We start from the raw sequence: 12,629 nt of genomic DNA, 5'->3' as shown, positions 1-12,629 counted from the left end.
CGCGCGAGCAGCGCGGCTCTCCTTTTTTGACCACGGAGATTTTCGTTCAATGTCGATGCCTGCCATGAAGACTGAAGTGTCGGCGGTGGCGATCCCGCCGGCCACTGCCGCGGCGCCGGTCGTGACCATGACGCCGAAGCGCGCGCCGCGCGCCGAGGCCTACGCCAGGATGGCCAAGGAGACCGCGGCGCGCGTGGTGCCGCCGCTGATCGTGGTTGCGCTGCTGCTGGTGGTGTGGGAGCTGATCTGCCGGCGCGCCGGCTCCAGCCTGCCGCCGCCGTCGAAAGTGTTCAAGGACACCAAGGAGCTGATCCTCGATCCGTTCTTCGACAATGGCGGCATCGACAAGGGCCTGTTCTGGCATCTCTCCGCCAGCCTGCAGCGCGTCGCCTACGGCTATTCGCTCGCGGCGATCGCGGGCATCGCGCTCGGCACGCTGGTCGGACAATCGGTCTGGGCGATGCGCGGGCTCGATCCGCTGTTCCAGGTGCTGCGCACGATCCCGCCGCTCGCCTGGCTGCCGCTGTCGCTCGCCGCGTTCCGCGACGGCCAGCCCTCGGCGATTTTCGTCATCTTCATCACCTCGGTGTGGCCGATCATCATCAACACCGCGGTCGGCATCCGCAACATCCCGCAGGACTACCGCAACGTCGCGGCGGTCGTGCAGCTCAATCCGCTGGAGTTCTTCACCAAGATCATGATCCCGGCGGCCGCGCCCTACATGTTCACCGGCCTGCGCATCGGCATCGGCCTGTCCTGGCTCGCGATCGTCGCCGCGGAAATGCTGATCGGCGGCGTCGGCATCGGCTTCTTCATCTGGGACGCGTGGAATTCCTCGCATATCAGCGAGATCATCCTGGCGCTGTTCTATGTCGGCATCATCGGCTTCGTGCTCGACCGCCTGATCGCGGGGCTGGGCAAGATCGTGACCCGCGGCACGGCGGCGAACTGAGGAGGAAGTCATGCAGGCCTATCTGAAGCTCGACCACATCGACAAGATTTTTACCCGCGGCAGTGCCACCACTGAGGTGCTGAAGGACATCAACCTGACGATCGAGAAGGGCGAATACGTCTCGATCATCGGTCACTCCGGTTGCGGCAAGTCGACCCTGCTCAATATCGTCGCCGGCCTTACCGGCGCCACCAATGGCGGCGTGCTGCTGGAGAACCGCGAGGTCAATTCGCCGGGACCAGATCGGGCCGTGGTGTTCCAGAACCACAGCCTGCTGCCTTGGCTCACCGTCTACGAGAACGTCAAGCTCGGCGTCGACAAGGTGTTTGCAAGGATCAAGAGCAAGGCCGAGCGCGACGCCTGGGTGATGCACAATCTCAGTCTCGTGCAGATGGCGCATGCCAAGGACAAGCGGCCGAGCGAGATCTCGGGCGGCATGAAGCAGCGCGTCGGCATCGCGCGTGCGCTCGCGATGGAGCCGAAGGTGCTGCTGCTCGACGAGCCGTTCGGCGCACTCGACGCGCTGACCCGCGCGCATCTGCAGGATTCGGTGATGGCGCTGCACCAGAAGCTCGGCAACACCATCCTGATGATCACCCACGACGTCGACGAGGCGGTGCTGCTGTCGGACCGCATCGTCATGATGACCAACGGTCCGAGTGCGCGGATCGGCGAGGTGCTCGAGGTGCCGTTGGCGCGCCCGCGCAAGCGGCTCGAGCTCGCGACCAGCCAAGGCTACCTGAAGTGCCGGCAGCGCGTGCTCGAATTCCTCTATGAGCGCCACAGCTTCGTCGAGGCGGCGTGATGATCACGTCGACGGCAAGCGCGTTTCCGCTTTGAACCGAAACGCCGGACGGGGTTACCAATGCCCGCATTTTGAAAAATCGTTTCAGAATTCATTTCAGAACCGAGGAGAGTCGAGATGAATCCGGCCCAAATCAAGCTGGTTCAGGAAAGCTTTGGCAAGGTCGCGCCGATCTCGGAGCAAGCTGCGGTCATCTTCTACGACCGTCTGTTCGAAGTCGCGCCAGCCGTAAAGGCAATGTTTCCCGCCGACATGAAGGAGCAGCGCAGGAAGTTGATGACGACGCTCGCCGTCGTCGTCAACGGGCTGAGCAACCTCGACACGATCCTGCCGGCCGCGAGTGCACTCGCCAAGCGTCATGTCAACTATGGCGCGAGGCCCGAGCATTATCCGGTGGTCGGCGGCGCATTGCTCTGGACCTTGGAGAAGGGCCTTGGCCCCGCCTGGACGCCTGACGTCGCCGCCGCATGGACCGCGGCCTACGGCACGCTGTCGGGCTATATGATTTCCGAAGCCTACGGCGGTCCACGGGCGGCGGAGTAGGGCGGTCGTCGTCGGCGCTTCCGCTGCGAGCGGAAACTCTATCCACGTCGTTGCGAGCGAAGCGAAGCAATCCATACCTCCGCTTGCCGATAGATGGATTGCTTCGTCGCTTCAGCGCAGAACTGCTTTGCAGTTTTATCGCGAGCTCCTCGCAATGACGAAAGGATCGATCTATGGTCCACCCCGTTCCGCCAACGGGTGAACCGAAAAATGATGTTCCTGGAAACGCCGCCGAAACTGATCCCGACCGAAATCTTCTCCGCGGTTCCCGCCGAATTCCGCCGCAAGGTGACGAGCGAATGGGCCGACGCCAACCGGCCGGGTGCGGTGACGGACTGCTTCATCGAGGGACCGTCTTTCGACGCGTCAGGCAATCTCTACATCGTCGACATTCCGTTCGGCCGCATCTTCAGGATCGCGCCGGACAAGTCATGGACGCAGGTCGCCGAATATGACGGCTGGCCGAACGGGCTGAAGATCGATCCGATGGGCCGCATCCTGATCGCCGACTATCGGCACGGGCTGATGGAGCTCGATGCCAAATCGGGCGAGGTCACGCCGCTGCTGCGCTCGCGCAATTCGGAATCGTTCCGCGGCTGCAACGACCTGCACATCGCCTCGAACGGCGACATCTATTTCACCGATCAGGGCCAGACCGGACTGCACGATCCGACCGGCCGCGTCTATCGGCTGCGGGTGAGCGGCGCGCTCGACTGCCTGATCGACACCGGCATCAGCCCGAACGGCCTGGTGCTCGATCCGCACGAAGCGGTGCTGTTCGTCGCCATGACGCGCGACAATGCGGTCTGGCGCGCGCCATTCATGAAGGACGGCAGCGTCTCCAAGGTCGGCCGCTTCTGCTCGCTGTTCGGCCCGAGCGGGCCCGACGGCATGACGATGGACGCCGCCGGTCGGCTGTTCGTCGCGCACGCCTCGCTCGGCCACGTCTTCGTGTTCGCGCCGAACGGCGAGTGCATCGCGCGGATCAAGTCCTGCGCCGGGCCGAGCTGCACCAACGTCGCGATCGGCGGCGCCAACCGCGACCGTCTTTACATCACGGAATCGGTGACGGGCTCGGTGCTGGTCGCCGACATCGGCGGCCTCGGCTAGATATCTTCGTGTCTGTCGATCCTCGTCATCGCACCTGGCGCGAGTCCCGAAGGATCGACGGCCACCAGGTCGGCCGCCGCCGGGTGTGGCCGATCAGCGGTCCGAATGCAGCTTCTCGAGAAACTCCTTCACGGCGCTGACGGCGCCGGTGTTGGAGGCGACATAGCCGGGAAGGGCGCCCACCGCCTTGTGGAACTCGCTGCTCTTCATGATGTCGAGCACGCGCTGCATCGGCTCGGTCTCGAGGAAGGCGCGCCTGCAGACGAAGAAATAATCTTCCGTGAGCAGGCGGATGAAATCGAGCCCGAACTGGCGCGCCGCGGCCTCGACGCCGAAGCTCGCATCCGCCATGCCGCTCGCGACATAGGCGGCGACCGCCGCATGGGTGAATTCCATGTGCTGGGCGCCGTTGATCCGCCCTTCCGGGATCTTGTGCAGCGCCAGCAATTGATCGAACAGCAGCCGCGTGCCGGAATCATGGTCGCGGTTGACGAAGCGGGCCTTGCGCTCGACCAGGTCCTTCAGCGACGTGATCTTCAGCGGGTTGCCGCGCTTGACCATCAGGCCCATCTCGCGCGTCACGAAATTGATGACGCGGTCCTCGCGCGGATCGAGCCATTCGCGGCAGGCCTTGATGCCTTGCGCGCGTAGTTCGCCGCGCGGCAGGTGCACGCCGGAGAGATCGCAGGCGCCCTGCGCCAGCGAGACCAGCGAGTTCTGGTTGCTGACATAGCGCAGATCGACGCCCACGCCGCCTGCGCGGTCGAGGAACTCGCGCAGCTTGGACACCGCAAAGCCGTGGCTGGCATGGACCCGGATCACCGACGGCCGCTGCTCGAGAAACGGCTTGATCTCGGTGACCAGTTCCTGCGCGAGGTTCTCGAGCTGCAGCCCGAGCCGCGCCTGCATGCGCTCGCCGGCCCACACCAGCTTCTCGCCGAAGGGCGTCAGCTTCGAGCCCTTGCCGCGCTGCGTCTCCACCAGCGGCACGCCGAAGAAGCCGGTCCATTGCTCGATCAGGTTCCAGACATGGCGGTAGGACAGCTGCGCGTCGTTGGCGGCGCTGGTGATCTTCCCGGTCTTCCTGATCTCGTTGAGGATGCCGAGCATCACGACCGCGGTCTGCGGGCTGTCCTCCTTCCGGAATCGCCAGACGGTCTCGATCTCGATCTGCAGCATGGTGGCCACCAATTATGAATTTGACTTCATATCCTGGCATGCCAATAGGCACAAGATATCATATTTACTGCTGATCAAAGCCTCCTAGGTTGAGTGACAACACGAGGAGGAAATATGATGTCTGTTGCATATGACTATGAGCGTGACGCCCGCCGCGCGACGACCATCAGGGACGAATTGCTGCTGATCGACGGCGCTCGCGTCCGTTCGCTGTCCGGAAACACCTTCACGTCGCTCAATCCCGCCACCGAGCAGGTGATCGCGACCGTCGCCGAAGGCAACGAGGCGGATGTCGACCGTGCCGTGGCGGCTGCCCGCCGCGCCTTCGAGGGACCGTGGCGCACCATGCGCGCGGCCGAGCGTGGCCACATTCTGCTCCGATGGGCCGAGCTGCTGAAACAGCACGCCGATGAAATCGCAGCGCTGGAGAGCCTCGATGCCGGCAAGCCGATATCGGCGGTGCTGCGCCAGGATTTTCCGGCGGCCATCGACACGCTGACCTATTACGCCGGCTGGGCCGACAAGATCAGCGGCGATGTGGTCTCGGCGCGCGACGACGCGCTGACCTATACGGTGCGCGAGCCGGTCGGCGTGGTCGCCGCCATCGTGCCGTGGAATTTCCCGCTGATGATCGGCATGTGGAAGCTCGCGCCGGCTCTCGCCTGTGGCTGCACGGTGGTGATGAAGCCGGCCGAGCTGACCTCGCTGTCGGCGCTCAGGATCGGCGAGCTCGCGCTCGAGGCCGGGTTGCCGAAGGGCGTGCTCAACATCGTGACCGGCCCCGGCCGTGTCGTCGGCGATGCGCTGGTCAATCATCCCGATGTCGACAAGGTGACGTTCACCGGCTCGCCCGGCGTCGGCCGCGGCATCATGAAGGGCGCCGCCGGCAACTTCAAACGGGTCTCGCTCGAGCTCGGCGGCAAGTCCGCCAATGTGATCTTCGACGATGCCAATCTCGAAGCCGCCGCCAAAGCCGCGGCTGCCGGCATCTTCTTCAACGCCGGGCAGGTCTGCTCGGCCGGCTCGCGCGTGCTGGTGCAGGAGAACGCCTATGACGAGGTGGTCGAGCGTCTGGTCGCCCGCGCCGAGGCGTTGCGGGTCGGCGATCCCGCAGATCGCGCCACCGCGCTCGGGCCGGTCATCTCCGAGAAGCAGATGCGCTCGATCCTCGATTACGTCGAGATCGGCAAACATGAGGGCGCGCTGCTGGCCACCGGCGGCGCGCGGGTCGGTGACCGCGGCTATTTCATCAGTCCCGCGGTGTTCGCCAACGTCGCGCACGAGATGCGCATATCGCAGGAGGAGATTTTTGGTCCCGTCGTCAGCGTGATCAAGTTCAAGGACGAGGCCGATGCGCTGCGCATCGCCAACGGCACCGCCTACAGCCTCGCCGCCGGCGTCTGGAGCGCCGATATGGGCCGCGTGCAGCGCTTCGCCAAAAAGGCCCGCGCCGGCACGGTGTGGATCAACACCTATGGCTACACCGATGTGCGGTTGCCGTGGGGCGGCGAGCGCGATTCCGGCCTCGGCCGCGAGCACGGCACCGCCGCGCTCGATAACTTTACCGAGCCGAAGGCGGTGTGGATGAACCTCAACGTTTGACGATGCGCAACGCCGTCAAACGGGGGCGGGTAGGCGGGCCCGCACTGATGGGATTGCGCGAGAACGCGTCGCATAACAGCTGTCGTCCCGGCGAAGGCCGGGACCCATAACCCCAAATCCGCGTTGTTGGAACACGCTGGGGCCGCAGCGGCCTCTACAATTGACTCTTGTGGTTATGGGTCCCTGCGTTCGCAGGGACGACACTGTGGAGACACGATCGTCTCTTTCCTCTATCTTTGCGCGGGGACAAGAGCGAACACGCAGAACGAGGCGATCGTGCAGACGAAAAAATTCGGCGACAGCGGCCCGCAGGTCTCGGTGATCGGGCAGGGCACCTGGTATCTCGATCGCGGTGACCGCAAGGCGGCCGTCGCTGCGCTGAAGCGCGGCATCGATGCCGGCATGACGCATATCGACACCGCCGAGATGTATGGCGACGCCGAGCTTGTGATCGCAGATGCGATGTCAGGCCGCCGCGACGAGCTGTTCCTGGTCTCGAAAGTCCTGCCGAGCAACGCCTCGCGACGCGGCACCATCACCGCTTGCGAGCGCTCGCTGAAGCGGCTGAAGACCGATCGCCTCGATTGCTATCTGCTGCACTGGCGCGGAACCACTCCGCTTGCAGAGACGGTCGCGGCGTTCGACGAATTGATCGCGGCCGGCAAGATCCGCGCCTGGGGCGTCAGCAATTTCGACACCGAGGATCTCGACGAACTGCTCGATGTCGCGGGTGAGGGCACGATCGCCTGCAACCAGGTACTCTACCATCTGCAGGAGCGCGCCATCGAGCATGCCGTGATCCCGTGGTGCGAGCAGCACGGTGTCGCCGTCGTCGCCTACTCGCCGTTCGGTCACAATGATTTTCCCGCGCCGTCGAGCAAGGCCGGCACGGTGCTGCAATCGATCGCGCAGGCGCACAAGGCAACGCCGCGCCAGGTCGCGCTGAGCTTCCTCACGCGGCTGCCGTCAGTGCTCGCGATTCCGAAGGCGTCGAACGCGGACCACGCGGCGGAGAATGCTGCCGCCGGCAAGCTCAAGCTCAGCGCCGAGGAACTTGCCGCGCTCGATGCCGCGTTCCCGCGCGGGCCGAAGCCGCGCTCGCTGCCGATGCTCTGAGCGCGTTCCGCTTCACACAGTTCTTAACAAACTGTTGCAGTTGCGGCGGCACACAGCCTGCGGCGGGCGGTCGCGCGCGCTGGTGCATATCGGAGTCCCGTTTTCGGGCATTGTTCTTGCGGCGGAATTGGCGTTTTGTACGCGCAGCAGATTCCCTTTATTTTGCCTTCGAGATTGCCGTGACACCGCCCCCCGCAGCCGTGGCCGCCAGGCTGGACAGCGTTCCCCTTTCATTGCCCGCAAAGACCGCGCCCGCAGCGACAAGCAAGGCGCCCGCCCGCACCGACCGGCCGTTCAAGGGCATCGCGCTGATCCTGCTGTCGACCGTGTTCCTGGGCACCTCCGACGTCACGGCAAAATATCTCTCCTCCACGCTGCCCTCGATCGAGATCGCCTGGATCCGCTTCCTGGTGTTCGCGATGATCATGACGCCGGCGATGCTGCCGGGCTCGCCGCTGTTCGCGCTGCGCAGCAGCCGTCCCGGGCTGCACGTGCTGCGCGGCGCCGCATTGCTCGGTTCCTCGCTGATCTTCATCACGGGGCTCGGCTTCCTGCCGATCGCCGAAGCCTCGGCCACCAGCTTCGTCTCGCCGCTGTTCGTCACCGCGCTGTCGATCGCTTTCCTCGGTGAGAGGGTCGGCATGCGACGCTGGATCGCGACCGCGGTCGGCCTCGCCGGCGTGTTCATCATCCTGCGGCCGGGCACCAGCGCGTTCCATCCCGCCGCGATCTTCCCGCTCGTCTCGGCGCTGGCCTGGGCCGGCACGCTGATCCTGACGCGCATGATGAGCGGCAGCGAGCGCCCGATCACCGTGATGACCTATTCGTCCATCGTCGGCGTCGCCATCGTCAGCGCGCTGGTGCCGTTCGTCTGGGTCACGCCGAGCTGGCACGACATCATGTTCGGCATCCTGATCGGCGTTGCGTCCACCGTCGGACAGTGGATCGTGGTGCTGGCATTCCGCTATGGCGATGCCTCGGTGCTGGCGCCGTTCTCCTACACGCAGCTGCTGTGGGTCAGCATCCTCGGCTTCCTGATCTTCGGCGAAGTGCCCGACAGCTGGACCATCCTCGGCGCCGGCTTCATCGTCGCCTCGGGCCTCTACACCGCGCATCGCGAGCGCGTCCGACGGTCGCAGCTGCTGACCGTGGCCAGCGAGCCGTCGCCGAACGCCTGACCACAGTACCAAGAATCGTGCGCTGGTTGCGAGGCCAGCCTCCGCTAGCGTTGCGGGTGTACAACAGTGGGGCCGAAACTTCGACCTCCGGAAGCTGAATCGAAGGATTTCGGACACAATCAACAATCGCGCGTTTGGCAGCATGCTAATCTCGTCCCAAGAGCGCCGTAGAGCGTTTGGGGGCAATTCACGTGCATTTTGGTTCGGTCTTTTTTTCGTTTGCTCGGCAGTTTCGCGGTGTGTTGGCTTCGGCAGTCTGCGTCTCGGCGGCTGCAAGCCTGTTGCCGTCCAGTTCGGCACAGGCCCAGAGCTTCACCTGGGGCGGCAGCGGTAGCACAACGAGCAGTGCCGACTACCAGCTCCCGACCAACTGGTCGACGACGTCGCCCGGCGCGCCGCCGATCCTCCCGACCCAATCCGCCATTTTCGATTCGACGGGATCGGCGACGGTCACGATCGGCGCTGGCCCGATGCTGCTGGACTCGTGGACCTTCACCGCCAATTCGCAGTCGTACACGATCAGCGGCAACCCGGTTAACTTCGCCCTGACGGGGCCGAGCGGCGGCCTGATCAACCGGGCCAACAGCGGCCAGACCATCACCATCAGCGCCAACATCAACGACGGATTTGCGCCCGGCGCGATGGTGCACCAGCTCGGCAACAGCACGCTGGTGCTCGCAGGGACCAATGGCTACTCCGGCGGCACGCTGATCTCGGCCGGCACCGTGCAGGTGACGAATGCGGATTCGGTCGGCACCGGCACCATCACGCTCAATGGCGGCACGTTCCAGATGCAGTCGCCGACGGTCTCGAGCGTCGCCTTCGCCAACAACATCGTGGTCAATGCGGCCGGCGGCACGGTCGATGCGAACGGCGCCCAGGTCAATCTCCAGGGCGTGATCGCCGACGGCGCCGGCGCCGGGGTTCTGCGCCTGATCGATTCGTCGGCGTCCGCGTTCTCCAACGTACAGCTCTCCGGCGCCAACACCTATTCCGGCGGCACGCTGGTGGTCGATACGACCGTCGTCGTCGGCAACAACAGCTCGGTCGGGTCAGGCAGCGTCACGCTCGACAATGCCTCGTTTCAGGCCGACGGCCTCGGCAACCTGACTTTCAGCAACAACTTCAAGATCAATACGTCGGCCATCGGCAGCGCGATCGACGCCAATGGCGTCACGCTCACGATCGCCGGCAACATCGCCGACGGCAACGGCCCCGGCAAGCTGACGGTGCTGGACAATTCGGGCGGTCTCGGCCGCGTAGTGCTAACAGACACCAACACCTACACGGGCGGCACCACGATCTGCGATTGCGCGACGTTGCAACTCGGCAACGCCAGCCACACCGCCTCGATCGTCGGCGAGGTCGCGGTCGACGGCAAGTTCGACATCGTCAACGCCAACACGGCCGGCATCACCAAGATCGTCAACGACGGCTTCAACGGGATCGCCACCACGACGTTCTACAATTCCACCACGGCGTCGACGGCGACGATCGTCAACCAGAATTTCGGCATCACGGAGTTTCGCGACAGCAGCACCGCGGGCAATGCCACCGTGAGCAACACCAATGGTGCGCTCACGATCTTCCGCGACACCAGTTCTGCCGGCAACGCCAGATTCACCAACACCAACGGCGGCACTGTGGTGTTCGGCGACGCGTTTGGTCCTCCCGGCGGCTCCGACACCAGCACGGCCGCCAAGGCCGTGATCGACAACTCCGACGGCGGTGCCGCGGTGTTTCTGGGCCACACCAATGCGGGGCAGGCCACCATCACCAACGGCACCAATGGCGGTTCGACGCAGTTTTTCGAGTCCTCATCCGCGGCTTCCGCAACGATCGTCACGCTCGCGGGCGGTCAGGTCGCCTTTTTCCAGAACAGCACGGCGGCAAACGCCAGCTTCGACAACAGCGGCGTGCTCTATTTCGGATCTGGCGGTTTCAACCCGGTGGAGGCGCCGACCGCGGCCAACGCGACGATCATCAATCGGGACGGCAGCGTTCTCCAGTTCGATGCCTATGCCACCGCGGGCAATGCGACCATCGACAACCAGGCCGGCAGCCAACACATCTTCACGGCGTTCGCTACGGCGGGCGATGCCACCATCATCACCGAAGCCGGCAGCACCATCAAGTTCTTCAACAACGCGACCGGCGGCAACGCACAGTTCATCACCAACGGCACCGGACTGGTCGATTTCTCGCTCAGCACGGGGCTGAACGGCGACGGGCGCATCACCGCGGGTTCGATCGCAGGCTCCGGCTTCTATTATATCGGCTCAGGCAACACCCTCGTCGTTGGCAGCAATAATCTCTCGACGGCGCTCAGCGGCGTGCTTGCCGACTTCGATCCGTTGAACCCATTCCATATCTGTGGCTGCTTCGGCGGTGGCCGCACCGGTCCCGCCAATTTCGAGAAGACCGGCAGCGGTACCCTGACGCTGTCCGGCGTCAACAGCTATACCGGCACCACGACGGTCAACGGCGGCATTCTTCAGGTCGACGGCTCGATCGCTTCGTCGAGCCTCACCACGGTGAATGCCGGCGGTGCGCTCGCCGGCATCGGCACCGTCGGCAACACGACGATTGCAAGCGGCGGCATCCTGATGCCCGGCAATGCGACATCAGGCACATTCCTGAACGTGGCGGGCAACCTCGCCTTCCAGTCCGGTGCACTGTACCTCGTCGGGCTCAATTCGACGGCGTCCACCCTGGCCAAGGTGGGCGGCAGCGCGACGCTGGCCGGATCGGTCGGCGTCAGCGTCGCCGCCGGCAGTACGATCGCCAAGCAATACACCATCCTGTCGGCGGCCGGCGGCCGCAGCGGCACGTTTGCGGGTGTCGATTCAACCGGGCTGCCGTCGAACCTCGTCGCGACGCTCGGCTATGACGCGAGCAACGCCTATCTGAACTTCACGCTCGATTACGGCGCGAAGTCGAAGCTGAACGTCAATCAGCAGAACGTCGCCACCACGCTGCAGAACTTCTTCAACGCCAATGGCGGTATCAACGCGGTGTTCGCCGGACTGTCGCCGAACGGCCTGACGCAGGCTTCGGGTGAGGGCGCGGCCGGCTCGCAGCAGGCGACGTTCAACGCGATGGGCCTGTTCCTCGGTCTGCTGACCGATCCGTTCGTCGCCGGGCGTGATGGTGGCCTCGGCGGCGGCGCGGGGGCGACGCCGTTCACCGAGGAGAGCACCCCGCTTGCCTATCCGGCGCGCAAGACCGAGCCGCGCGATGCGCTGGCCGCGATTTACACCAAGGCGCCGCCACTGCAGCCGAGCTTCGAGCAGCGCTGGAGCGTTTGGGCGGCGGGCTATGGCGGCTCGCAGACCACCAGCGGCAATGCGGTGCTGGGTTCGAACAACACCAGCAGCAGCCTCTATGGCACCGCGGTCGGCGCCGACTACCGCTTGTCGCCGAACACCATTGCCGGCTTTGCGCTCGCCGGCGGCGCCACCAGCTTCAGCGTCAACGGTCTCGGCTGGGGCCGCTCCGATCTGTTCCAGGCCGGCGCGTTCGTTCGCCACAGCGTCGGCGCGGCGTACTTAAGTGCTGCGCTCGCCTATGGCTGGCAGGATGTCACCACCGACCGCATCGTCACCGCGGCCGGCGCCGATCACCTGCGCGCCAACTTCAATGCCAATGCGTGGTCGGGCCGGCTCGAGGGCGGCTATCGCTACGCCACGCCGTGGATCGGGCTGACGCCTTACGCGGCGGCCCAGTTCACGAGCTTCGAGCTGCCGGCCTATGCGGAGAGCGTGGTCTCCGGCGACGGCGCCTTCGCGCTGAATTATGCAGCGAAGAGCGTCACCGACGTCAGGAGCGAACTCGGCCTGCGCTCCGACAAGTCGTTCGCGGTTGACGGCGGCATCGTGACGCTGCGCGGCCGCGTCGCCTGGGCGCATGATTTCAATCCGGACCGCGCCGTCGGTGCGGTGTTCCAGACACTGCCCGGCGCGGCCTTCGTGGTCAACGGCGCGGCGCAGGCCAGCGACTCGGTGCTGACCACGGCCTCCGCCGAGCTGCGGTGGCGCAACGGCTGGTCGGCCGCCGCGACCTTCGAGGGCGAATTCTCCAACGTGACGCAGTCTTACGCCGGCAAGGGCGTTATGCGCTATACGTGGTGACCCTCCGTGCTATA

The 12,629-nt window shown here is 65.1% G+C and carries 9 protein-coding genes; 8 read left to right on the top strand and 1 reads right to left on the bottom strand.

Features of this window, described 5'->3' with window-relative positions; genetic code table 11:
* Nucleotides 1-49: 49 nt before the first annotated feature.
* The 4 genes from ntrB to JEY66_RS31475 all read left to right on the top strand — a co-directional run bounded on the left by ntrB (nucleotide 50) and on the right by JEY66_RS31475 (nucleotide 3,410).
* Complete coding sequence (gene ntrB, locus JEY66_RS31490) at nucleotides 50-952, top strand: nitrate ABC transporter permease (RefSeq protein ID WP_026192466.1); 903 nt, start codon at nucleotides 50-52, stop codon at nucleotides 950-952.
* 10 nt (nucleotides 953-962) lie between these two features.
* A complete protein-coding gene (locus JEY66_RS31485; RefSeq protein WP_016844115.1) occupies nucleotides 963-1,757 on the top strand; it encodes an ABC transporter ATP-binding protein in 795 nt (264 codons plus the stop codon).
* A 117-nt stretch (nucleotides 1,758-1,874) separates the two neighbouring features.
* The gene (locus JEY66_RS31480) at nucleotides 1,875-2,300 is read left to right on the top strand and encodes a globin family protein (protein WP_016844114.1); all 426 of its coding nucleotides are present in this window, start codon (nucleotides 1,875-1,877) and stop codon (nucleotides 2,298-2,300) included.
* A gap of 210 nt (nucleotides 2,301-2,510) precedes the next feature.
* Nucleotides 2,511-3,410 carry an SMP-30/gluconolactonase/LRE family protein gene (locus tag JEY66_RS31475; protein ID WP_016844113.1) on the top strand — a complete coding sequence of 300 codons (900 nt, stop codon included), beginning with the start codon at nucleotides 2,511-2,513 and terminating at the stop codon, nucleotides 3,408-3,410.
* A 93-nt stretch (nucleotides 3,411-3,503) separates the two neighbouring features.
* Here the strand turns inward: JEY66_RS31475 and JEY66_RS31470 are convergent, their stop codons facing one another.
* Nucleotides 3,504-4,589, bottom strand: coding sequence for a substrate-binding domain-containing protein (locus JEY66_RS31470; protein ID WP_018270466.1), 1,086 nt, complete (start codon nucleotides 4,587-4,589; stop codon nucleotides 3,504-3,506).
* Between the two features lie 117 nt (nucleotides 4,590-4,706).
* On the opposite strand from JEY66_RS31470, the gene JEY66_RS31465 reads away from it, so the two are divergent.
* The 4 genes from JEY66_RS31465 to JEY66_RS31450 all read left to right on the top strand — a co-directional run bounded on the left by JEY66_RS31465 (nucleotide 4,707) and on the right by JEY66_RS31450 (nucleotide 12,615).
* Nucleotides 4,707-6,191 carry an aldehyde dehydrogenase family protein gene (locus JEY66_RS31465; protein WP_026192467.1) on the top strand — a complete coding sequence of 495 codons (1,485 nt, stop codon included), beginning with the start codon at nucleotides 4,707-4,709 and terminating at the stop codon, nucleotides 6,189-6,191.
* 276 nt (nucleotides 6,192-6,467) lie between these two features.
* Nucleotides 6,468-7,307 (top strand): aldo/keto reductase, encoded by an 840-nt coding sequence (locus JEY66_RS31460; protein WP_016844110.1) that lies wholly within the window; start codon nucleotides 6,468-6,470, stop codon nucleotides 7,305-7,307.
* A 200-nt stretch (nucleotides 7,308-7,507) separates the two neighbouring features.
* Complete coding sequence (locus tag JEY66_RS31455; RefSeq protein ID WP_016844109.1) at nucleotides 7,508-8,485, top strand: DMT family transporter; 978 nt, start codon at nucleotides 7,508-7,510, stop codon at nucleotides 8,483-8,485.
* A gap of 242 nt (nucleotides 8,486-8,727) precedes the next feature.
* A complete protein-coding gene (locus JEY66_RS31450; protein ID WP_018270467.1) occupies nucleotides 8,728-12,615 on the top strand; it encodes an autotransporter domain-containing protein in 3,888 nt (1,295 codons plus the stop codon).
* Nucleotides 12,616-12,629 lie beyond the last annotated feature (14 nt).

This window comes from Bradyrhizobium elkanii USDA 76 (genome assembly GCF_023278185.1).
GTDB classification, from domain to species: Bacteria; Pseudomonadota; Alphaproteobacteria; order Rhizobiales; family Xanthobacteraceae; genus Bradyrhizobium; species Bradyrhizobium elkanii.
Note: the sequence above shows the minus strand (reverse complement) of the source record. Positions and strands in the feature narration are given on the sequence as shown.

What these genes read in the sequence shown, in the direction of transcription:
- ntrB (WP_026192466.1), top strand. Translation starts at nt 50, where the DNA reads ATGTCGATGCCTGCCATGAAGACTGAAGTGTCGGCGGTGGCGATCCCG.
- JEY66_RS31485 (WP_016844115.1), top strand. Translation starts at nt 963, where the DNA reads ATGCAGGCCTATCTGAAGCTCGACCACATCGACAAGATTTTTACCCGC.
- JEY66_RS31480 (WP_016844114.1), top strand. Translation starts at nt 1,875, where the DNA reads ATGAATCCGGCCCAAATCAAGCTGGTTCAGGAAAGCTTTGGCAAGGTC.
- JEY66_RS31475 (WP_016844113.1), top strand. Translation starts at nt 2,511, where the DNA reads ATGATGTTCCTGGAAACGCCGCCGAAACTGATCCCGACCGAAATCTTC.
- JEY66_RS31470 (WP_018270466.1), bottom strand. Translation starts at nt 4,589, where the DNA reads ATGCTGCAGATCGAGATCGAGACCGTCTGGCGATTCCGGAAGGAGGAC.
- JEY66_RS31465 (WP_026192467.1), top strand. Translation starts at nt 4,707, where the DNA reads ATGTCTGTTGCATATGACTATGAGCGTGACGCCCGCCGCGCGACGACC.